Source organism: Niallia circulans NBRC 13626, assembly GCF_001591585.1.
In the GTDB taxonomy this organism is placed as follows: domain Bacteria; phylum Bacillota; class Bacilli; order Bacillales; family Cytobacillaceae; genus Niallia; species Niallia circulans.
The window spans coordinates 314,389-338,055 of sequence record NZ_BCVE01000005.1 but is presented as its reverse complement, the minus strand read 5'-3'; the positions used below and the strand labels follow the sequence as shown (position 1 = coordinate 338,055).

Below are 23,667 nucleotides of genomic sequence, written 5' to 3'. Positions count from 1 at the left end.
AACAAAAGTAATGCAAGATCTTATGGAGCCTTTAAATAAACTAACGAATAAACTAATTAAAGAAACAATTGCAACAAAAATTTCTAGTATCAGAAATATGGAAGATATAAGAAAGATGGAGAAAGCAATTGTCGAGAGTTCATTAGAAACTAACGATAAAAAAGAACTTTATAGTTTACTAGTAAACAAAATTATGGAACAGAAAAACTCCATTATTTTCGAAACAGCAGATGATATTAGCATCATCAAAGAGGGTATTGCTAACTCAAACCTTAATGAGCCAGCAAAAGAAAAGGCTTATATAACATTAGCTGAAAAAGCAATTAATGAATTAGCGCAAAGAGATAAACCATCTGGTGATAAAGAATTCCAGAAACAAGAAAACCAAAACATTGTAAAAATAATTAATCAAATCAATAGTTCCAAAGAGAAAGCAAGATTAGCTAAACTACATAAATTATATGTAGATACACTAACTCTTACCAAAGAACAGGCGTTTACTTTTAACGTTAAGGATTCATGGGAAAGTATCACTTCGCAATTCTTATTATTAGCAGAAGGAGACTATGGGTCTGAAATAAATTGGGAGTCTAGTAATTCACGTGTTATTTCTATCCATAATCAGAAAGCAAGTGTTAATCGACAAGTAAAAGATAATGTTATGATACTAACAGCAAGATTAAATAATGGAGATACAAGCTTAGAGAAAACATTCCTCCTTGTTGTTAAAAGTAATATAGCTGGTGTAAAAGTAACAGAAGATACGAGAAGACAGCTTAGTGTAGCAGTTGGATCGGAGAAATCATCACCAGTAAGTATTCAAAGAATTAATTTATATGGACTACAATCAGGTAATATTCTTAATAAGATTGATAAATTGATTGTAGATGATTCACTAGTATCTAATGCAACAACCGAATCGGTAAGGATTTACATGCCAGATGATACAAATAATCTTGCTGATGAACTAGCAATAGAAGTTCCATATAGTACTTTGCAAAAGTTAGGAGGCAGCCTAGAAGTAGGGACAGATCAAGGTAAGCTATTGCTTTCTAAAGAAGTAATTCAGCAATTGCAAAGAGATGGAATCGACTTGTATTTCCATATAGTTCCAATTAGAGAAAAAGAGGCACAAGAAGATGTAATGAGTCGAACCATAGACAGTGAGCAGGTAAAAGAAGCTATTGCTCAGGTTGGAGGAAATAAAATCCAAGTGCTTGGTACACCGAGAGAAATCGAGACCAATTATAAAGGATACAAGACAGATATTGTCTTGCCTTTAGCTGATGTTCTATACAATGGCATTAATCTTGATATGATTCGTATCTATATAGAGCATACAGATGGAGAGAAAGTAGTAGAGCAAGGCGAAATTGTTTATGATGAAAATGGCAACCCTACTGGCATTAAGTTTTCCGTAGATAAATTCAGTACCTTTACTATTTTCGAGATTCAAAAGGTAGCAGATGCACCAATCCAACAACCAAATGAGGAAGATGATTTAGCGGAAGAACCGCAAAATAGTAATCCTGGTGATATAAAAGCTGAAGAACCAAATAATGGATCTGAAGATAAAACAGCTGAAACCCCTTCTAACGAAATTTCAAAAGATAAGACAACAGCTGATCAGTTGGAAAAATCTAATGTAATTACAAATGAATTACCCAATACGGCTGGAACATCTTATAATTTAATTTTATTAGGTGCCATGTTCTTATTAGCAGGTTTCATCTTATTAATAATGAAGAGAAGAAAAAGTAAAAGAGCTTAATAAACAGGAAATAGAGAGCTTGTAGACATTGTCTGCAGGCTTTTTTTATACTATCAAAAGTAAATGGATCTCAATAAGAAAGCTCTCTGCTTCCTTTTCAATTTATGACGAATCAAGAGTAAGTTTGGTTGATAAGGAAAGTTCTTGTAAAATGAGAGAAATTGCGTTATATCATCATACTTTAAGGGAGTACTACGAGGGAAAAGGATGTAAAAGAGTATCTTCTTTATCCCAATTTTAAGAATTTGCAAAGGATATTCTCGCGCTGGCAAAAGAAATTTTACCAGATAGTTTAACTTTTAAGTGTGTTTGTGAATGAAAAACAGCATGTATTGGAATTTCAAAGAATAACAAGCAGATTCATATTTCCTATTTGCCTATTATCACAATAGGCTCTGAACTAACAGCTATGTATTCGATAACAATAAAAATGGCTAAAAATGAAGATGTATCAATCGTTAAAGCATATGCCGCTGCCTTTCACAAAAACTTTAAACAGAGTACGATCATATGGTTGATTTTATTAGCAGCCGGCATTATTTTGTATATGGATTACTATTACCTGAATCAATATACAGGAAACTTAGTTTTTCTTGTTAAGATAAGTCTAGGACTTTTTTCTTTTGCTTATATAATATTGTTTAGCTTTATATTTCCTTATGTTGCAAGATTTAAAGATTCAGTAAAGGATTCAATCATTAACACTTGGAAAGTAGCACTAGTTCACCCTTTTAAGACAATTTCCGTCCTAATGGTTACTGGGACTCCTATTATAACTTTGGGAATATCAGTCTATTCCTTTTTCTTTCTTTTATACTTTAGTCTATTTATTGGTTTTTCCTTATTTGCTTATATAACTACCTATATCATTCTCAATATTTATGAGGGAATAATCCCTCTTTTTCTCCGCCCTTGTCGTTACTTGTCAAATGCCGTCAAACATGTCAAAAATCCTCGAAATATTTCTTCTTTTATTAGTTGTATCTCTATTTCCACAGTGTTAACATTATTTTGTAAGCGTTTTCCGTTATTGGTGCCTGACCATTAAATTATCTACTTTTTAAGGAGGAATTCGATGAACCAACAGACTGTAGTTTTGAAAGAAAAGGTTGGAAAGTTCCTAAGTGGTAAGAAAAAGTTATTTATTAATGGTGAATTTGTGGAGAGTCAAACACAAAAAACATTCGACAGTTATAATCCAGCGACAGATGAGGTTTTAGCAAGTGTATATGAAGCAGGTCCAGAAGATATTGATTTAGCGGTGAAAGCGGCACGGAAAGCTTTTGACGAAGGACCTTGGTCAAAAATGAGTGCTTCGGAGCGCAGTCGTCTTATGTACATACTGGCCGATTTGATGGAGAAAAACAGTGCGGAGCTTGCCCAATTAGAAACGTTAGATAATGGGAAACCGATTCGCGAAACAACTAATGCGGATATTCCATTAGCCATTGAGCATATGCGCTATTATGCGGGTTGGTGTACAAAAATTACAGGACAAACGATTCCAGTTAATGGTCCATACTTTAATTATACACGCCATGAAGCAGTGGGAGTAGTTGGGCAGATTATCCCTTGGAACTTCCCGCTGTTAATGGCAATGTGGAAGCTCGGAGCGGCTCTTGCAACCGGATGTACAGTGGTATTAAAACCAGCTGAGCAAACGCCGTTATCTGCTCTTTATTTAGCAGAATTAATCCAGGAAGCGGGGTTCCCGGATGGGGTTGTGAACATTGTTCCTGGATTTGGGGAAACAGCTGGACAGCCGCTAGTTGATCACCCTTTAGTAGATAAAATTGCTTTTACTGGTTCTACGGAAGTTGGAAAAATGATTATGGCGAATGCCTCTAAAACATTGAAAAGAGTTACATTGGAGCTTGGTGGGAAATCACCGAACATTATCCTGCCAGATGCAGATTTAACAAAAGCTATTCCAGGTGCATTTAATGGTGTTATGTTCAATCAAGGACAGGTATGCTGTGCCGGGTCTAGAGTTTTTATTCAAAAGAAACATTTTGATAATGTCGTTGCCGATATGGCAGATCAAGCGAAAAAAATGAAGCAAGGTGCTGGTATCCACGCTGATACAGAAATTGGACCGCTTGTTTCCGCTGAACAGCAACAACGAGTTCTTGGTTATATTGAAAGAGGGTTAAACGAAGGCGCGCAGCTAGTCGCAGGTGGTTTTAATCCACGTGAGGAAGGATACTTTGTTTCCCCAACTGTTTTTGCCGATGTACGAGATGAGATGACGATTGCCAAGGAAGAAATTTTTGGACCTGTTATTTCGGCAATGCCATATGATGATTTAGATGAGCTGATTAAACGTGCAAATAACAGTGAATATGGCTTAGCAGCAGGCGTCTGGACGAGAGATGTTGCTAATGCCCACTACATCGCCAGCAAACTCCGCGCAGGAACAGTTTGGGTCAACTGCTACAATACATTCGATGCAGCCTCTCCATTCGGCGGATACAAACAATCAGGCATCGGCCGTGAAATGGGCTCCTATGCCCTAAACAACTACACAGAAGTAAAGAGTGTATGGGTTTCTATGCAATAAGGGAATCGGAGGGACGGTTCTTATTGCTTTTTAATCGCATGATATAGCAAGTAGTGGCTGACGCAAAAGTCGTTTAAGAACAACTTTTGAAGTCAGCTTCTTTTTGTTCATATACTAGGATTAATGGAAAGAGTACTCTGTATAAATGTGTATTTCATTTTCACGAGACATACTAATAAGGAAGGAAGAAGGGAGGGCAACATGTAATGAAGAACATTCTTTTGATAGTTGCGCTAGCTCTGACCATTTTTGTTATTTACCTTATTGCGATGCATCCAAATCCAACTAAAACTGTCTTTATTCCTCCTACATCATCTTTGGAAGAAAGGGTATGTGAAGAAGTATCGGAACAATTTGGTGATTGCAAACGAATCCTGTTGTTTGATGCGCAGTCCCGTATCGTTTTTGCGGAAAATAGGTCGGGGATTGTTCCTGTACTTACTAATAAAGAATTTACTGACTTTCAAAAAATTATTTATCCTATATTAGAATTTCAGGAGTTTCAAGAAGAGAGACAAGAGAGAGGTTCTATTACCTGGCAGGCAAATAATAAGCTCGAAAAGAATTTTTCCATTATTTATGGATTTGCCGAAGATAGCGCCAAAACCATCATTATTACTAGTGAGGGCAATATCCAGCCAAATAAGTTTTTCCTTCAAGGTAATCTCTGGGTATGGTATGCGACTTTCCCAAAGGATAATGTTAAACTGCCAGTTGAAGTAGATATTTATGAATAAAGAGAAGTGTATGAACCGTCCCTCTGCTTCTCTTCCATACAAAAAATCCGGTTGTTTTTTGAAAAAGTTTGGGTGTAAAATCGAAGTGATTTTGTCTATGATAAAATGAGGCCATAGGTAAATAAGGACATAGTCCATTAGTATTCTGCTCCATCTTTTTTGAGGGAATCACTTGTAAGCGCTTAAATGAAGAAAAGACTTTGATAGGGCTATATGAATTTTCAAATGAAACAATCTTCCAAATGGAATAAGGTTGAATGAGGTGAAATGTATGCTTACTCAGCGACAAAAAAACATTGTCTTCTATTTACTAAAGTCAGTTAAACCAGTCACTGCAAGATGGATTGCCAAACATCTAGGAGTAAGTGATCGCACCATTCGAAAAGAATGCAAAGATATTCAAATAGAAAGTTCTTCATTAGGATTTGAGCTCCACTTAATACGGGGGAAAGGCTATCAAATACAGATTAATGATGAAGAACTGTTTAATAGCGAATTTAATGTGCAGATTGAGAAGGAAGATGGACCATTATTTCCTGATTTTACCGATCAAAATACTAGAGTGATGTATTTATTAAAACAATTTCTCTTAAATAATGGTTATATCAAATTAGAGTATTTTGAAGAAGAAATGTTTGTATCTAAATCAACTATTCAAAATGATTTAAAACAGGTGCGGAAGATACTCGCATCCTATCATTTAAAGCTGCTTCATCGCCCTCATTATGGATTATATATTCATGGTGATGAGTATCAGAAACGTTTATGTTTAGCCAACTATATGCACAATCAGCAGCTTAACTCAGACTCAAATCGAAATCAACTGCTTGTATTTAAAGAAGATCTATATAAGAAAATACACACTATCATTATTAAAAAAGTCAATCAATACAAAATAGAGATATCCGATATTTCTTTAGAAAACCTTGCTACACATATAATGATTGCATGTAAACGAATAGAAGAAGGATTTCTAATTGAAGATACGGAGGGCAATCATTTAGAGGAATTTCCCTTTGAAAACATTGTTGCCAAGGAGATCGTACAGGAAGTAGAAGCGATTACTGATTTACTATTTCCTACGACAGAAATTAATTATATTGTTATTCATTTAGCTGGGACAAAACTAATCCATAAAGACAGTTTGACGGCATACAGCAAATTGGATGAAGTTGAAAGCATCATGAAATGTATGTTAAATAAACTGAAAAAGGAAATGGACTGGGATTTATATCATGATTATGAATTCATACAAGCAATGATTCTTCATATAAGACCTGCGATGAATCGTCTACGCTATAAGATGAATATCCGAAATCCATTATTACAGGATATCAAACTTAAATATCCATTGGCTTTTGAAGGGGCTGTAATAGCTAGTAAATGTATGAAAGACTATTTAACAATGGAGATTGGAGAACATGAAATAGCCTATTTGGCTCTACATATCGGAGTGGCTCTTGAAAGAATGAAAAGTAAGAATAGAAAAGCGAAAAGGGTTGTCCTCGTTTGTGCATCAGGAGTAGGAAGTGCCAAATTGCTTTATTATCGTCTAGAAAATATATTCGAACAAGAGATCGAAATTGTCGATACGATTAATTATTATCGATTAGAGGGATATGAGTTATCTTCAATTGATCTCATTATTTCAACAGTTCCAATTAAAGAGCCGGTAGGCATTCCTATTCAACTTGTGAGTACATTTCTAGAAGAGACAGATATTACAAGAATTAGGAAACATTTATCTGCAGCATTAAAAATGAATGATAGCTATCTTGATTCAAAAAGAATTTTTCTAAAACAAAATTTAGATACAAGGGAAGAAGTTATTCACTTTTTATGTGAGAATTTATCTAATCAGAACCTTGTTACAGAAGGATATGAAGAATTGGTACTCGATAGAGAGAACACAGCACCAACGAGTTTCGGCAATTTAATTGCAATCCCACATCCAACTATTCCTGTGACAAAAGAGACCTTCTGGACCTTTTGTACACTTAATCGTCCTATTGCTTGGAGTAATAACCAAATGGTGCAGCTTGTTTGTTTGCTTAATATTAGTGCGGTTAAAAAAGGAGAATTGGATAAAATGTATCGCAAGCTAATTTCGATAATGGAAAATCAGCAGCTAGTTCAACAACTGATCCATTGTGAGAAGGTAGAAGATTTTATAAGATTGTTGAATGAATAGGCTTTTCCAGTTCCTATATGAACTTTTATTGAAAAAATAAAGCATAATTATTTCCTCTGCCAATTGGAAAAAGTAGCTTTTAAAAATGAAGCGTTTACATAGTATGATGAATATAGAAGATATCTATCTATTATAGGGAGGAATTTTACATGAAATCAATTATGTTAGTTTGTGCAGCAGGGATGAGTACTAGCTTACTAGTTACTAAAATGCAGAAGGCAGCGGAAGCAAGAGGATTGGAAACAGATATATTTGCCATTTCTGCTTCCGAATTTGAAGATACCTTGGAGAAAAAGGATATAGGTGTCGTATTACTTGGACCGCAAGTGAAGTTTAAGCAAAAACAACTGGAAGCAAAACTAGCAGGGACGAATATTCCGCTTGACTCTATTAATATGCAGCACTACGGAATGATGAATGGGGAAAAAGTGTTAGAAGCTGCATTAGAGTTGATGAATTAAAAAAGTGGAGGAGGGATATCCATGCATGAACAAACGCCAGAAGAATATGAAATAAGTTTTTCGATTATTAGTAATGTAGGAATGGCAAAAAGTCTAGTAATGGAAGGATTATTTGCTGCAAGAGAGGGCAATTTTGAGCTAGCTAAACAAAAATTGGATGATTCGAAATCCTATTTTACCGAAGGGCATAAAATCCATTCAACGCTTATTCAAAGAGAAGCAAGTGGAGATAAGGTACCATTTTCTTTAATCTTTATGCATGCGGAAGATCAGTTAATGAGCGCGGAAACAATCTCTACATTAGTGGAAGAAATGATTGAAATGTATAAGCAAATCAAAAGATGAACTAAGATCAATAAGAATAATAGGAAGGCACTGCTTAGCCCATGCAAATGCTGGGCTTTTTTGCTTTTTTTCATTGTCGTTGTTTCTATAGATTTCCTTAAATCACTTCGTTACAATGAAGAAAGAAAATGAAATGTGATATAACCAGGAAATATTCCCTAATATTACGTTAATTAAAGGAGAATGGATACATGTTAATTAACAAGATGAAGTATATGAAGGACTTAACTAATCAAGAACGCCATATTGTGAATTATATACTTCAGAATCCGGAAACAGTTTTTCGGGTTACTGCAAATGAATTGGGAAAATTAACGTTTACTAGCTCATCAACCATTGTGAGGTTATGTAAAAAATTTGGGACAAAGGGATATCCGGATTTTCAATTGCAGTTTGCTTTAGAATATAAAGATTCTCATTTGAAAGATCAGTTGATTCATAGAAATGATGGAAATTATAAAGATTTTTTAGATAAGGTTGATGCCATTCCTTTTATTTATGAAGAAGCCTTACTTCAAACGCGCAAGAAATTTAGAATCGATGATTTAATCGAGATAATCGGCTGGCTGAAGGATGCCAATCGTATTGAAATATATGGAGTAGATGCGAATTATTATATTGCACAACAAGTATGTGCGAAATGGAGTGAAATAGGACTGCATGCGGTAGCGTATAATAGTGTAAACTATCATTTGCTGAATAATGTCAAAAATAATAAAAAAACAGTGTCCTTTGTCATTTCCCATACAGGAACGAATAAAGCGATTATAGATATTGCGAAAACCATTAAAACGTTTAACAGAAAGGTGATTGCGATTTCTGGTAATGAGGAAAATGAATTAGTGAAGCTGACTGATAAAAATATTCAAAGTTACTATAATAATGAAAGCCTCCATCTTACCAAAACTTTTAATATCGTTACCACTCAATATATTTTTGATGTCTTGTATATTGGTACAATAGAAGATAAAGATATTAGGAGGAAGACCCAATAATGCCCAATTATGAAATTCAATTTCATAATTGGGTTAGTTTAATTTGTTATTTTTGAAAACGCTTACCATTATCTTGAATATCTATATCTAATGAATAAAGAGCGTGCTATCATGAGGTCAAGCAAGAGTAAAGGAGAGATTTTATGATGAATATTGCCATAATTGGTTATGGAAATGCGGTTTTAAATTATCATTTACCATACTTGGAAAGAAGAGAAAACATTAAGGTAAAGTACATTTACCGTCGAGAGGAAGATCGAGTTCGTGAAGGGATAGAGCATGAGAGCTGGTATCCGGCTATTCAATTTACAACAAACTTAGAGGAAATTCTTCAAGACGGTGAAGTGGAGCTAGTCGTGATTTGTACCCATGCTGACAGTCACGTTGAATATGCCACAAAAGCATTGGTACATAATAAGCATGTTCTTGTGGAAAAGCCTTTTGCCCCAACCATTCAAGAGGCAGCTAAAGTGTTTGAATTGGCGAAATCTAAAGGACTTATTGCCATGGCAAATCAAAATAGAAGATTTGACGGGGATTTTCTCACTTTGAAAAAAGTACTAGATAGTGGCAGATTAGGAAATATTGTTGAAATTCAATCCCATTATGACTATTTCAATCCTCAAGGTATTAAAAAGGGAGGATTTGGTATGTTATATATGCTAGCCGTTCATACCATTGACCAAATTGTGTCTTTGTATGGGAAACCAGATGATATTCATTATGATGTCAGAAGTATCTATTACCCTGGGGAGTCAGATGATTATATCGATATAGATTTTTATTTTGGAAGAATAAAAGCAACAGTAAAATGCAGCTTAAGTGTTAAATTAGAACATCCAAAGTTTACTGTACATGGCGATAAAGGGAGCTTTATTAAATACAGTAGCGGGCATCAAAAAAAGAATCCGAATGGTCCAACACGAGTATCTTTTGAGCCTGAATCTGAAAGTAACTGGGGAATACTTTCATATATAGATGAAAATGGAGAAGAACATAACGAAAAAGTACCTTCTGAATATACAGATTACGGTATTCTTTATGAAAAATTATATCAAGCGATTAAAAACAATGGGGAAAAGCCGGTAAAGGATGACGAAGTATTAACGGTTCTGAAAGTGTTAGAAGATGGACTTACGATAGCAAAAGAAGCAAATTAGTTAGTCGTGTGGAGGAATCAAAATGAAAATAGGAACAATTGGAACAGGTTTTATTGTAGATGTATTCTTATCAGCCTTAAGGGAGATAGAGGGCGCAAGATGTATGGCTATGTATTCGAGAAAAGAAGAAACAGCAAAGACACTAGCGGAGAAATACCAGATAGCCAATATTTACACAGAATTAGAAAAGCTGTATGCAGATCCTAACATTGATTTTATTTATGTGGCTTCACCGAATAGCCTTCATTTTGAACAGTCCTATCAAGCGTTGTTAAATGGCAAACATGTTATTTGTGAAAAACCATTTACCTCTACCGTACAGGAAACAGAAACTTTAATAAAACTGGCTAGAGAAAAAGGGTTGATGTTATTCGAGGGAATAACAACGATTCATTTACCCAATTATCAATTGATTAAGAAACATCTAAACCAATTAGGTCAACTAAAGTTTGTTCAATGTAATTACAGTCAATACTCTAGTAGATATGATGCCCTGTTAAAGGGGGAAACACCTAATGTCTTTAACCCTTTTTTTGCTGGAGGAGCATTAGCAGATATAAACATTTATAATCTACACTTTGTTCTAAATTTATTTGGCGCACCAAACGCCGTTACCTATACAGCAAATAAACATTCGAATGGAATTGATACATCAGGAATAGTAGTGATGCAATATGCTGATTTTATTGCAGAATGTGTAGGTGCAAAAGATACAAGAAGTATGAATTTTGTCCTTATGCAAGGGGAGAATGGATACCTTCATGTGGAAAATGGCGCCAATGGCTGCCAAAAAGTAATCTTGTATTTGAAAGACAAAGAGATAACGCTCAATAATCAAACTACTAATAACCTTTTATATTATGAACTTCTAAGGTTCAAAGAGATTTTTGACACGAAATCATTTGATAAATGTAGTAAATTGCTAGAACATTCCTATACAGTTATGCGTGTATATGAAAAAGCCAGAAAGTCAGCAGACATCTTATTTCCGGCCGATCTGGTTTGATTTTTAACAGGATGTACAATAAGCGTTAACTTTTAGCCTATTTAAGGGTTAATGCTTTTAAAAAAATAAAGTGAAAACGCTTTACATCAGATGGGGAAGACTATCCTAATAGTCAAAAATAATGATGGATGGGGGAATAAAAATGGCAGGTCAAGAGACAAAGGGGTTTGGTGAGAAGATAAATGACTTTATTATGAATAAAATTGCGGCTCCTCTTGCAAGATTTGGAGAAATACCTGTTGTTACGGCAATTAAAGATGGTTTAGTGGCATCTATTCCTATTATTATTATCGGCAGTATTTTTCTTTTAATTGGTATGTTGGGGCTGCCAGGTTCTTTTACCGAAAAGGCCGTCATTCCAGCATTTTCTTCCTTAACACCTAAATTTTTAATGCTTTATAACTTAACGATGAATTTCTTAGCTTTATATGTTGTGGTTGCCATTGCTGTATCCTATGCAAAGCTTAAAAAAATGGATTTGCTGTCTTCTGCTTTATTAGGTCTTGGCGCATTTCTCCTTATGACGATTGGGGAGATAACAGATGGTGCCATTACCGTGCAGCCCTTTAGTGCACAAGGTTTATTTACTGCTATTATTGTTGCCTTGTTATCTGTAAAAATCATGGAATTATGTATAAAAAATAATATTGTTATCAAAATGCCTGATGGTGTTCCTCCTGCAGTAGGCAATGCATTTTCTGCCTTGATTCCATATGCTATCGTATTTATTCTCACTTGGCTAGTGCGCACAGTATTAGGTTTTGATTTAGTTAACTTTATGGCTGTTGTCTTAACCCCATTATTCGCAGGAGTAGATAATATCTTTGTTTTTGTTGGAAGAGTATTTGCAGAGATGCTCCTTTGGACGGTAGGAATGCATGGAACTGCTATGGTGGACACCATATTTGCGCCATTAAGATTACAATGGGTAGCAGAGAATGCTGCGGCTTTAGCGGAAGGGGTTTCCCGCTATGAATTGCCTTATATCTGGACCACCTATACAGAGCGTATGGCGATTTGGCCATCTGCCGCATGGGGATTACTATTCTGGATGTACTTCTCTAAAGTAAAAACAGTAAAAGTACTCGCCATTGCAGCAACACCAGCAGCATTATTTACGATTGTAGAACCAATTATCTTTGGTGTTCCAATTGTGATGAATCCATTCTTCCTCATTCCATTTGTACTATCAGCTGCCGTCGCATCTGCGGTAACATATTTATCCATGCAAATCGGCTTAGTTGCAAGAGTCTTTATTGAATTACCTTGGGCAACCCCGCCATTTATTGGAGGATTCCTTGCAACAGGCGACTGGAAGGCAGTCATACTCGTAATGGTTAACTTCGCTATCGGTGTAGCGATCTATTATCCATTTTTTAAAGCCTTTGAAAAAGACCAATTACAAAAACAAAATCTATCTTTATAGGGATCGAAGGGATCCTTATTAACGATTAAAGAAGCTTAGGAGTCTTCCTATGCTTCTTTCTTGGTTTAATTAGGGACTTTTCTTGCGATCGATGAATGTTGGGTGAAAGCTAACGATAATAGCAATTTCTCATCCAGAGAAGGAATATAGTCGAGTAGGGAAAAAAGGCTTTATGGTTGATTGTTGCTGAAAATTAAGAGGAAAGCGGTAGAACCGTTCCTCTGAAGACTAAATTCGGTAGAAAAATGTCGAAAACGGTTGTCGAAAGTATTGATATACGTCAAATTTTGTCGATATGTATATTAAGCAGTATAGTTATATGTTTTATGATGCTAAATAGAGATGCATAAAGGAGACGAGGAAGGATGAAAAAAAGTAAAGACAGATCGATTAAAACAAAATTTATTTTGTATTTTTTATTAATTGGTCTTATTCCAGTAATAATAGCTTCTAGTATTATTTATTATGTAAGTAGTAATAATGCGTTAAACAAGGAAGAGGAATGGCTTGGTAATCAAACAGCTTCTACTGTTGAAAACATGGAGGAATGGATTCAAAAACGTTTGGATGAACTTACGCTTATTTCGAAATCAGATACCATTATCAATGGAGATCTTGCAGCTCGCAGTAAACAAATTAATATAGTTAAAGAGCAAGATCCAACTTATGAATCAGTTGTAGTTATCGGAAAAAATGGGATGGTGGAAGCACATACAGACCCTAGTCTAGTTGGTAAATTAGACTTATCAAAAAGAGATTATTTTATTAAAGGGATAAAAGGCGAACAGAGTGTTTCGAATGTCCTTAAGTCCAATTCAACAGGGAATCGGGTTCTTGCAATAGCCACTCCGATTATAAATGCTAATAAAGAAGTAGTGGGAGTTGTATCTGCTACCGTTAACTTTGAAAGTCTTATAAAGCAATTTTTCCAAAATGAGACTTCTCAAAATAGTAGCACATATCCTGTTTTAATTGATAGTAATGATATCATCCAATATTATCCTAATGCAGATTTAATCGGTAAGACAATTAAGGAAGCAGGATTTTCCCAAAAAGTAATGGATATATTTGAGGAGGGAAAAACAGCCAGTGGTAATAAGAACGCAAATGTTAACGGAGAAGAAGAACTAGTTACTTATGCTCCACTAAAAAGTGCTGGTTTAGGGATTTATTTATTTACTTCCTTCGATGATATATTACAAGTCACTAAGAGTATAAAGAATATTACTATTATTATTATAGCAGTGGTTTCTGTGCTGATAATTGGTGTAGCAATTTGGATTGCAAACGGGATGACAAAACCAATCCGAAATATTGTTGCTCAGCTTCGTTTAGTTGCAGCGGGAGATCTTACAAGCAAGGATGTAGCTGTTCACTCTAGAGATGAAATTGGCCAGTTGGCGGAAAATACGAATTCGATGAAACATAGCTTGCGGGAATTGATTAAACAGTTGAAGGAAAGCTCTGAACATACAGCAGAAACATCTGCGCAATTGGCTGTGAGTGCAGATCAATCCAATCAAACAAGTGTAGTAATAACGGAATCGATTCAAACTGTTGCTGAAGGAGCAGCCGATCAGGCGGAAATGGTGACCGAAAGTACAGAAGCGCTTGATGAAGTGGCACAAGGAGTACAGCAAATTGCAGAGGCTTCGGCGACTATTTCTGAAAAGGCGAGCTCAACATTGAATAAAGCCAAAACTGGTAAGGAATCTGTTGAAAAAAATATTACCCAGATGAATACAATTCAACAATCGGTTCAAAACTCAGATGAATTGACGAAATCACTTATTGTAAGATCACAGGATATTGTAAAAATATTGGAAGTTATTACTTCTATAGCTGATCAAACAAATCTGCTTGCGCTTAATGCGGCAATTGAAGCAGCTAGAGCTGGAGAGCATGGGAAAGGATTTGCAGTAGTTGCCGATGAAGTTCGGAAACTGGCAGAAGAATCACAGCGTTCTTCTCAAGAAATTGCTGGGATAGTAACGAAAATTCAAGGGGAGATTAAACAAACGAGCGAATCAATGAATGCAGTCATGGATGAAGTTCAAAGCGGTGTATTGATTGCTAATAATTCAAGAGAACTATTTATGGAAATCTTAGAATTGACATATGAAGTTTCTGATAATATTACCAATATGTCTGCCACTTCAGAAGAGATTTCAGCAGGCGCAGAAGAGGTATCTGCTTCCTTTAATCAAATCTCTACTATTACTAAGAACACAAAGGCAAGCACACAAGAAGTTGCCGCAGCCTCAGAAGAACAACTAGCAGGAATAGAGGAAATTTCCTCAGCTGCCCAAAGCCTCAAAAACTTAGCAGCTGAATTAGAAAAAACGATCACAAAATTTACAATATAGGAAAAAAAGGGGACGGTTCTCATCCGTCCCCAGCTTGTGGAGAAAGGCACTATATTTTCTTCCACAAGCTTTTTTATTTGGTTTAATATTTATTTTTTTCACTGCCTTCCATCATTTTTATGTAAAAAACAAGGATCGTCACAATTACCCTAGCTTGGCTAGGTGCATGGCGATCTTTTTCATATTCTGACACGCTGCGGTGAGTAACACTTGCTCACTCGCGTTGCGCAAGCCCCGTAACCGGCAATAGCGAAGCCCATGCAGTTCTTTTGAATCTGCGAAGCTTCGCTCGACTTTCTCTTTTCTAAGTTTATAAAGCATTTTTCCGGAAAGGGAGAGTCTGTTTAGGCGTACCTTCTCCTTGAACTCTTCCCACACATGGCGTGTTATGACCTTTTGTTTGTTCTTTGACCTTGTGCACTCCTTCAGGAGTGGGCATTCCGAACATTTTTTAGCATCCGACTTATATTCTCTATATCCTTCTCTTGTTGTAGTGCGATAAACTAACTCCTGGCCATTCGGACAAACATAGACATCCTTTTCTTTGTCATAAGTAAACTTCCACTTTGGGAAAAGTCCTTTTGTGGGCTGAAATCTTCGGTGGGCAATGACGCCAAAAATACTTCTGTCGTGAAGACCTTTACAAATGGGATTCGTTAAATAACCTGAGTCTAGTGCTACAGCTTCCACTTTAAATCTAAATCGCTCAATCTGACGATCCAATCTAGAAAGATAAGGGACAGAGTCATGGACATTTCCAGGAGTAACATAGGCATCAGTTATAATATTAAACTTCATATCCGTTGTTCGGTGGTCAAGGTAACAGAACATTTCCTGCTTGTTATCCCTGGACATAAAGCCACAATCCGGATCGGTTGTACTTTTTCGGATTTCTTTTGTCTCTGTCACCTCCTCTATATCTTTTAGAGCTTTTTTCCGTGGTTTGATCGGTCTTCATCAATAGCTTTATTGAGTTCATCTATGTATTCACGAGTCTCCATTTCTACTTCTTGACGAGTGAACTTGTGCTTGTTGGCATTCGCTTTAAGGTGAGTGGAGTCAGTAAATAAAACTCTTCCACCGACCATTTTATGATTGATAGCTTGAAGGACAATTTCATCAAAGATTTCTTGAAAGATGTTTGTATCCTTAAAACGAGTTCGTCGGTTCCAACTGATTGTTGAATGATCCGGAACGGGATCATTGAGCTTTAAGCCAAGGAACCATCGGTATGCCACGTTCATCTGGACTTCGCGTTCTAATTGTCGCTCTGAGCGGATGCCATAAAAATAACCAATGAACATCATCTTAAATAGCATAATTGGATCCGAAGGACGCCCGTTTTTCTCAGAATAGAAGGGACGGACTTTCTCCCCAATAAAAGAAAAATCAATGTACTTATCAACCTTTCTTAGAAGATGATCCTCCGGGACCAAGTCCTCAATAAAAACAAATTCAGCTTCATTTTGTGATTCTTTTTTCGGTTTGAACATACCATCCACCATCCTAGTAATATTAACTATATTATATCATATTAACGCGGTGAATTAGTGAAGCAAAAGCATAAAATAAAGACTGTCGAGAGTTTCTCGACAGCCTGGGGACGGTTCTCATCCGTCCCTTTTTTTATACTCTTTATGAAGGAAGCAGGAGAATCTCACTTTTGGGACTTTGATGGCTAAAATTTATATTTTTTGCAAATACTAACTTCAAACTCTTTCGCAAAACCATGGATTATATTCTCAGTAGATGCAGATCACAAAGCTGTACGCTCAATTACTTTATCTATTAAAAAGGTGGCCGGGGAAAGATGTGAATAAGAATTCATTTGAAAAACTTTTATGGTCCATCGCTTTGCCTGGCTTTGGACAACTACTTAATAAGAAATATATAAAAGGAATTATTTTTATCTTACTTGAGTTAGTTGTGAACATACAAGCTAACTTTAATAAAGCCATTATTTTAAGCTTTCATGGACATACTTCCGCATCTTTAGAGGAAGTTAATCTGAAATGGCTTATGTTTTATCCATGTCTTTATTTTTTTGCGATGTGGGATGCTGTAAAGGATGCTGATGAGGAAGGAGAAAATTCTCCCTTACTATTTCTTCCGTTTGTGTTTGCAGCTTATTTTGTAACAGTAGGATTAATCTATTCATCAGAGGTTTTCTTATTTGGGCATCTAATCGGCCCTATTTTTTTACCAATGCTTTTTGTGTTACCAGGCGTAATCGTTGGATTGGTCATAAGAAAAGTAATATATATATTTACGAAATGAAACGCCATTTTTTAAATGGTGTTTTTCTAATATTCAAGTAAAGGAACGAGGAAAACAACGATTCTTTAAAAGCACCTCAACTAAAATAAGGGAAAGTTCACAAAAAATTTCGGAATACTTTAAAACATATTACATTCTAGTCAATCATAAGCTATTTAAGAAGTAAGGAAGGTTTACTAACTGTCATGATTGGAGGAATGAATGAGTATTTTGCAATCAGGAACTCCCACCTACTTGAAGATAATCAATAAGAGAAAAGTGCTGCAAGAAATTATCGAGGGAAATAAGCTTTATTCCAGAGCGAGTTTGGCAAAAAGATTGAAGCTGAGTAAACCGACTATATCAGCATTGGTAGATGAGCTGGTGGAAGAAGGCTGGATTATTGAAAAAGAAAGCAAAAAGGCGGCAAAAAAAGGGGGGAGAAAACCTGTCCATTTATTGTTTGCCAAAGAATACAAATATACGATTGGCATTGATATTGGAGGAACGACGACCGAAATAGCAATTATGGATTTAGAGGGTAAATTTATTCTTCACCGCAAAATCGACACGCAAGAAGCGTTGAAGAAGAATTTTGTCCCATTGCTTGTTGATCAAGTAAACAGCATGTTATCAGACCAGAATATTAGTCATACGAAGGTGTTGTCTTTAGCGATTGGTGCACCGGGTATGACGGATTCTGAACAAGGAATAGTGATCGAAGCACCAAGCTTAGGGTGGCTGCATTATCCATTAAGGGAGCATATGACAGAACATTTTTCTTTCCCAATATACATAGAAAATGATGTGAATATGGCGGTACTAGGTGAATGCTGGAAAGGAGCGGCTAAAGATAAAGCACATGTTGTTTTAGTAACAATAGGTACAGGAGTCGGCTGTGGAATTGTTATAAATGGAGAATTATTTCGCGGCAGTCAATATGCCTCTGGAGAAATGGGGTATATGATTACCAATAAAGACCAGGCAACCGAAGGCTTTGAATCCATTTTCGAAGGCTATGGTTTTCTGGAAAATCATACTGGCGGTCCATCTATAGTAAAGCAGTATCAAAGAGGTCTAGAGGTTAAGCAAGAAAAGGAGTATAGTGCGGAGGAAATATTTGAGAAGGCTATCGCAGGAGAAGCTTTTGCAAAGAAAGTCATAAATGAGGCATTAGATCATATTGCTGTCTCCTTAATTAACATAGCAGCATTGCTCAATCCAGAATGCATTATTCTAGGGGGAGGAATATCGAAGTCAGGATATTGGTTTCTCCCTAAATTACAAGCTAAAATTAACCATTATTTACCCATTCAAAGCAGGACAGAGGTTATGCTGACAAAGCTGCCTCAAGCATCCTTATTAGGTGCAGCGGTTCTAGGTATGAAAAAACATGAATTATTATCTAGTTGAAAAAATAGATTAGAAGGGAGATATACATGCTCGTTCAAAATGATTTTCAAGTGATTGATATACATGGTCATTTGCCAGCTAAAGAAGGGAACAGCTTTATCAAAAGATCAAAAACGGGCGATCAATACAATGCAGAAAGATTAGAAAGAATCTTATTTGGAACAGATTCAAATGGATTTCCGAGAGGTTTTTCCAATCGGTATTTACAAGAACAAGTAAGAGTATGTAGAGAGATTAATATGCAGGAGGATGCTATCGAAACTATATTTGAAAATAATGCTCGCCGTTTTCTCCATTTAGAGAAGGGAGTGAAGCAGTATAATGCCAGACAGTAGATCCCAAGTCTATGTAAACCATATCTTAGAACCCATCTATGATTTTACGAAACAACATTACCTTCCCTATTTATTAGAGATTAACATCGCCCATGCTACTATGCTAGCCCGCCAAAAAATCTTAACAATAGAAGATACCCAAAAAATCATTAAAGCGAATCAAGCGATATTAGCAAAAGGTTATCCCAAAAACTATAATCCTCTTTATGAAGACTTATTTTTTATGCTCGAAGATGATTTGAAAAAGGAAATCGGCGAGGTGCTTGTTGGAAATATGCATATTGCCTTTAGTAGAAATGATATGGATGCAACCATGTATCGAATGGTATCTAGAGAAAAGCTCCTGCAGTTTCTTACCTTACTTGTAGAGTTAAAAAAGGTATTGTTATGTTTGGCAAAAGAGCATGAACTAACGATTATGCCAGCCTATACCCATAATCAGCAAGCACAGCCGACTACCTTAGCCCACTATCTGTTAGCCATCGATTGTAGTTTACAAAGGGACTTGGAACGTGGTTTCACGCTTTTAAGAAGAATCAATGAGTCCCCAATGGGAGCTGCTGCTTTAGGGACTTCTGGTTTTCCAATTGATCGTTCATTTGTGGCAACCCAATTAGCTTTTGATAAACCAATGGAGAATTCCTATGATTCTATTAGTGCTGCTGATTATATGCTGGAAATAGCTAGTGTGATCAAGATTACTTTAAGTACCTTATCGCGTTTTACTCATGATCTCTTGTTTTTTACGACAAATGAAGTAGAAGCAATCAGATTAGATAAAAGCTTAGTGCAAACATCGAGCATCATGCCTCAAAAACGAAACCCTTCATCTTTAGAACATACGAAATCTCTCATTAGTCGGACAATTGGGGAAGTAAATGCTGCTTTTATGATGTCCCACAACACACCTTTTGGGGACATCGTCGATATTGGGGATGATATCCAGCCTATTCTTATCAATGGCTTTTCTCACTCTTATCAAATTATCGAATTGCTGACAGAAATTCTTAAAACGATGGAGGTGAATGTAGATAAACTCCTGACCCGTTGTTCAGAAGGCTTTTCCACCGTAACGGAATTAGCGGATGTACTGGTTAGGGAGTGCCAATTATCCTTCCGCGATGCCCATCAGATTGTCAGCATTTTGGTTCAGCGATTAGCTAGTTCTAGGAAAAAAATAAAAGATGGTTCTGCTGAACTAGTCAAGCAAATTTCTCAGGAGATATTAGGAACACATCTTCCTTTAACAGAAGAACAATATCAAACTGCGATTAATCCTTTTCACTTTGTTATGGTTCGCTCTGCTTTTGGAGGTCCTAACCCAAAAGAAACAGAGAGACAGCGAATAAAGTCCATTCAAAAGCTTGCTGACTTTTCAAAAGAAGTAGCAATATATAGAAACAAATTTACTTCTTATAAGCAGCTGCTTCGCAATAATAACTAACTTGTTTAATAGGAGGGGTTCTATTGAAAAAGTTTTTAAGTGTATTTCTTTTTCTAGCCATAGCAATGGTTATTGTTGGTTGTTCGAAGGGAAAGGATTCTAGCGGGGAAGCAGATGGTACGGTAACAATTGAATATTGGCAATATGCCTATAAGGCGAAAGTGGATTTAATGGATGAGCTTATTAAAGAGTTTGAAGATAAAAACCCAGGAATTAAAGTAAAGCAGACAACTTTTCCATATGAGCAATACAATGAGAAGGTTGCTACATTAGTTCCAGCTGGAAGAGGTCCCGATGTTATCAATTTATATTATGGCTGGCTGCCAAAATATATTGATTCAGGCTATTTACAGCCTCTTCCTGAGGATACATTTCCAGTGGATAAAATCGAAAGTGAATACTTCTCCTTAGTTAATGCGGCAAAATTGGACGATAAATATTGGGCCATTCCGACTGCGGTTCGTACTCTTGCCCTATTTTATAACAAAGATCTTTTTGAAAAAGCAGGCCTGGATCCAAATAGTCCGCCAAAAACATGGGATGAATTAGTAGATTATGCGAAAAAACTGACAGTAAGAGAAAACGGAAAGCTTGTAACAGAGGGGATGGCGTATGAAATTGGTGCACAGCTGAACAACTGGTTTTATGATGCTCTTGTCTATCAAGCTGGCGGTCAAGGATTGAGTGAGGATCGTAAGCAAATTCTTTGGGATGATACACCTGCTGGTTTAGAAGCATTTACGTATTTAGTGGAATTCGGATCCAAACATAAAGTTGGCGAAAGTGGTTTTTATACAGATGATGTAACAGCATTTAAGACAGGGAATGCGGCGATGAATATTGACGGTTCCTTCCGCTTAGGTACATTGGCGACAGATGCACCTGACTTAAATTATGGGGTTGCGCCACTGCCATCTTATAAAGAAAAGGCTACACAATCTTCGTTCTGGGCAAATGGCATTACGGCTAAAGTAGAAGGAGAGAAATTAGAAGCTTCTAAAAAATTCTTAGCGTTTTTAACAAGTGATGAAGTGATGGAACGCTGGATTGACGAGGTAGGAGAATTGCCAGCAAAAGAAGCGGTCGCAACACAAGATAAATATGTAAACGATCCATTATACGGACCATTCATCGAACAGCTTCCATATGCTAATGCACAATTCTATGTCGACGAAACAGCACAAAGACAATATGTTATTGATGCAGTGAATGAAGTGTTGCTAAATGGAGTTTCAATTGAAGATGCCTACAATGATTTCGCAGCTAAGTCACAAAAGCTATACGATGATTATTGGAGTAAAAAGTAAAGATACTGGAATAAAGAAAGGCGGTAATCGTCTTTCTTTATTCAGAAAGGAGGGTTTTCATGTCGGGGAAGAACCATTCTGCCGTCTCCAAAAAGACTGCTAGATTTACGTTAAAGCAACAAAAATATATCTTTGTATATACATGCTTGCTGATACCTCTTCTTTTTTTTATTTCGATTCGGTTTTTGCCAACACTTTATACATTCAATATCGGGTTTCGGGAATGGGATATTCTATCAGAGGATAAACCATTTGTAGGGATGGATAATTATGTAGCCCTTTTTAAAGATGAAGTCTTTCGTAAATCACTAATAAATACATTTATCTATGTCGTTTTTGGTGTAGTAGGACAACTGATGTGTGGATTAGGAGTAGCGCTGCTTTTGCAAAGGATTAATAAATTTGTCGGGGTATTTCGCGCTATTTATTTCATTCCCTATGTGACAAGTATTGTTGCGGTAAGCTGGGTGTTTAAATGGATTCTAATGAACAACGGCATTGTGAATGATATTCTCATGAAGTTTGGCTTGGAAGCCCAGCTCTTTCTTAAATCACCTGATCAAGCAATTTATATTATTATCTTAACGATGATCTGGCAAGGGCTAGGTTTTCAAATGATTATTTTTCTAGCAGGACTTGAGAATATTCCCAAAATGTTCTATGAAGCTGCGGAAATTGATGGGGCAGATGGTTGGAAAAAATTTATTCATATTACCTTGCCTTTACTAAATCCAACCATTGTATTTTCCGCAGTCATTGGCAGTATTAGTTTCTTACAAACCTTTACCCAAGTGCAAAATATGACACAGGGTGGACCACTTCATTCTACTATATCCGTTGTTCTTTATATTTATGAATTAGCCTTCCAGCGCTTTGATATGGGTCTCGCTTCTGCGGCAACAGTTATCTTATTTCTGATTATTTTAGTTATCACAATCATTCAAATGAAAGTTTTGACAAAGAAATTTGAGTACTAGTTTTTTATGGGGGTGAGGAGTTGAAGAAAAGAAGGTATTTAAAAAAATCAATCGTCTATATCCTCTTGACCGTTGGGGCTATCTTTATGCTGTTCCCTTTTATTTGGATGGTATCCACATCCTTTAAGCCGCCGACGGAAGTATATGGACTGAAGCTGCTTGCCGACCACCCTACATTAGAGAATTATCGGAAGATCATGGTGGATACCCTGTTTAGTAAATGGTTTTTAAATAGTTTTATCGTGGCGGTTATTACTACTATAAGTGTTGCGTTATTTGACACCCTTGTTGGTTATGTTATTGCTAAATTTTCCTTTGTTGGCAAGAGTATTATTTTCTTATTCATCTTAAGTTCCTTAATGATTCCTACCGAAATGTTGATTATTCCTTGGTATATCATGTCTACTGACTTAGGCTGGGTTGATACGTATTGGGGGATTATGTTTCCAGGCGTAATTTCTGCCTTTGGTATTTTTCTCATGAAACAGTTTATGGAGTCTATTCCAGATGACTTACTCGATGCTGCAAGAATTGATGGCTTAAATGAGTTTAAAATTTTCTTTAAAATCGCCATTCCACAAGTATATCCAGCATTAGCAGCGCTATGTATTTTCACATTTTTAGGAAACTGGAATGCCTATTTGTGGCCGTTAATCGTTATCGAGACAGAAGAAATGCGAACACTGCCAGTCGGCCTTGCCTTTTTCTCAGGTGAAAACCAAACTTACTGGGAAATCGTCATGGCAGGAGCTACCATCGCTGTTGTACCACTAATCATCGTCTTCTTAATCTTCCAACGCCATATTATTAAGGGGATAACGTTGACGGGGTTGAAGTAAGGGGAAGTGGAAAAGAAGTTTTTCCAGTTAGACAAACTTGATTAAAGGCTGATCACAAGCATTAGAGGGAAGTAGTAC

At 36.3% G+C, this 23,667-nt stretch carries 19 protein-coding genes and 1 pseudogene; 19 read left to right on the top strand and 1 reads right to left on the bottom strand.

The window, feature by feature from the left end; all coding sequences use genetic code 11:
• The 12 genes from BCI01S_RS09090 to BCI01S_RS09035 all read left to right on the top strand — a co-directional run.
• The coding region (locus BCI01S_RS09090; protein ID WP_156485410.1) for an immunoglobulin-like domain-containing protein at positions 1-1,771 on the top strand (1,771 nt) is incomplete at its 5' end.
• A 373-nt stretch (positions 1,772-2,144) separates the two neighbouring features.
• Positions 2,145-2,819 carry a YesL family protein gene (locus BCI01S_RS26340; protein ID WP_061798241.1) on the top strand — a complete coding sequence of 225 codons (675 nt, stop codon included), beginning with the start codon at positions 2,145-2,147 and terminating at the stop codon, positions 2,817-2,819.
• Between the two features lie 27 nt (positions 2,820-2,846).
• Positions 2,847-4,331: an aldehyde dehydrogenase family protein gene (locus BCI01S_RS09080; RefSeq protein ID WP_047942072.1), complete on the top strand. Its 1,485-nt coding sequence runs from the start codon at positions 2,847-2,849 to the stop codon at positions 4,329-4,331.
• A gap of 206 nt (positions 4,332-4,537) precedes the next feature.
• Positions 4,538-5,068, top strand: coding sequence for a hypothetical protein (locus BCI01S_RS09075; protein ID WP_061798239.1), 531 nt, complete (start codon positions 4,538-4,540; stop codon positions 5,066-5,068).
• A 271-nt stretch (positions 5,069-5,339) separates the two neighbouring features.
• Positions 5,340-7,259, top strand: coding sequence for a BglG family transcription antiterminator (locus tag BCI01S_RS09070; protein WP_061798237.1), 1,920 nt, complete (start codon positions 5,340-5,342; stop codon positions 7,257-7,259).
• A gap of 149 nt (positions 7,260-7,408) precedes the next feature.
• On the top strand, positions 7,409-7,720 hold the full coding sequence (locus tag BCI01S_RS09065) for a PTS sugar transporter subunit IIB (RefSeq protein WP_061798235.1): 312 nt from the start codon (positions 7,409-7,411) through the stop codon (positions 7,718-7,720).
• Positions 7,721-7,741: 21 nt separating this feature from the next.
• On the top strand, positions 7,742-8,065 hold the full coding sequence (locus BCI01S_RS09060) for a PTS sugar transporter subunit IIA (RefSeq protein ID WP_061798233.1): 324 nt from the start codon (positions 7,742-7,744) through the stop codon (positions 8,063-8,065).
• A 191-nt stretch (positions 8,066-8,256) separates the two neighbouring features.
• Positions 8,257-9,060, top strand: coding sequence for a MurR/RpiR family transcriptional regulator (locus BCI01S_RS09055; RefSeq protein WP_061798231.1), 804 nt, complete (start codon positions 8,257-8,259; stop codon positions 9,058-9,060).
• A 143-nt stretch (positions 9,061-9,203) separates the two neighbouring features.
• Positions 9,204-10,220 (top strand): Gfo/Idh/MocA family oxidoreductase, encoded by a 1,017-nt coding sequence (locus BCI01S_RS09050; protein WP_061798228.1) that lies wholly within the window; start codon positions 9,204-9,206, stop codon positions 10,218-10,220.
• Positions 10,221-10,242: 22 nt separating this feature from the next.
• Positions 10,243-11,226 carry a Gfo/Idh/MocA family protein gene (locus tag BCI01S_RS09045; RefSeq protein ID WP_061798225.1) on the top strand — a complete coding sequence of 328 codons (984 nt, stop codon included), beginning with the start codon at positions 10,243-10,245 and terminating at the stop codon, positions 11,224-11,226.
• Positions 11,227-11,368: 142 nt separating this feature from the next.
• Entirely contained in the window at positions 11,369-12,652 is a 1,284-nt protein-coding gene (locus tag BCI01S_RS09040; RefSeq protein WP_061798223.1) for a PTS sugar transporter subunit IIC, read from the top strand.
• Positions 12,653-13,017: 365 nt separating this feature from the next.
• Entirely contained in the window at positions 13,018-15,018 is a 2,001-nt protein-coding gene (locus tag BCI01S_RS09035) for a methyl-accepting chemotaxis protein (protein ID WP_061798221.1), read from the top strand.
• Positions 15,019-15,162: 144 nt separating this feature from the next.
• Here the strand turns inward: BCI01S_RS09035 and BCI01S_RS24705 are convergent.
• Positions 15,163-16,511, bottom strand: a protein-coding gene (locus BCI01S_RS24705; protein WP_156485408.1) for an IS1182 family transposase whose coding sequence is annotated in 2 segments (ribosomal slippage) — positions 15,163-15,947 and positions 15,947-16,511 — 1,350 coding nt in all. Because the reading frame shifts where the segments join, the coding sequence is not laid out codon by codon here.
• 319 nt (positions 16,512-16,830) lie between these two features.
• Between BCI01S_RS24705 and BCI01S_RS09020 the strand changes: the two genes are divergently transcribed.
• The 7 genes and pseudogenes from BCI01S_RS09020 to BCI01S_RS08990 all read left to right on the top strand — a co-directional run bounded on the left by BCI01S_RS09020 (position 16,831) and on the right by BCI01S_RS08990 (position 23,589).
• Positions 16,831-17,295 carry a hypothetical protein gene (locus tag BCI01S_RS09020; RefSeq protein WP_047942076.1) on the top strand — a complete coding sequence of 155 codons (465 nt, stop codon included), beginning with the start codon at positions 16,831-16,833 and terminating at the stop codon, positions 17,293-17,295.
• A gap of 201 nt (positions 17,296-17,496) precedes the next feature.
• Positions 17,497-18,687, top strand: coding sequence for an ROK family transcriptional regulator (locus BCI01S_RS09015; RefSeq protein WP_061798215.1), 1,191 nt, complete (start codon positions 17,497-17,499; stop codon positions 18,685-18,687).
• Positions 18,688-18,830: 143 nt separating this feature from the next.
• Positions 18,831-19,022: pseudogene (locus BCI01S_RS25225) on the top strand (amidohydrolase family protein); the annotation flags it as partial.
• Positions 19,009-20,466: an argininosuccinate lyase gene (gene argH / locus BCI01S_RS09005; RefSeq protein WP_061798211.1), complete on the top strand. Its 1,458-nt coding sequence runs from the start codon at positions 19,009-19,011 to the stop codon at positions 20,464-20,466. The pseudogene BCI01S_RS25225 and the gene argH, both read left to right, overlap by 14 nt.
• A 23-nt stretch (positions 20,467-20,489) precedes the next feature.
• Positions 20,490-21,773: a sugar ABC transporter substrate-binding protein gene (locus BCI01S_RS09000; RefSeq protein WP_235844469.1), complete on the top strand. Its 1,284-nt coding sequence runs from the start codon at positions 20,490-20,492 to the stop codon at positions 21,771-21,773.
• A gap of 59 nt (positions 21,774-21,832) precedes the next feature.
• A complete protein-coding gene (locus BCI01S_RS08995) occupies positions 21,833-22,750 on the top strand; it encodes a carbohydrate ABC transporter permease (RefSeq protein WP_061798205.1) in 918 nt (305 codons plus the stop codon).
• 20 nt (positions 22,751-22,770) lie between these two features.
• A complete protein-coding gene (locus BCI01S_RS08990) occupies positions 22,771-23,589 on the top strand; it encodes a carbohydrate ABC transporter permease (protein ID WP_061798203.1) in 819 nt (272 codons plus the stop codon).
• Positions 23,590-23,667 lie beyond the last annotated feature (78 nt).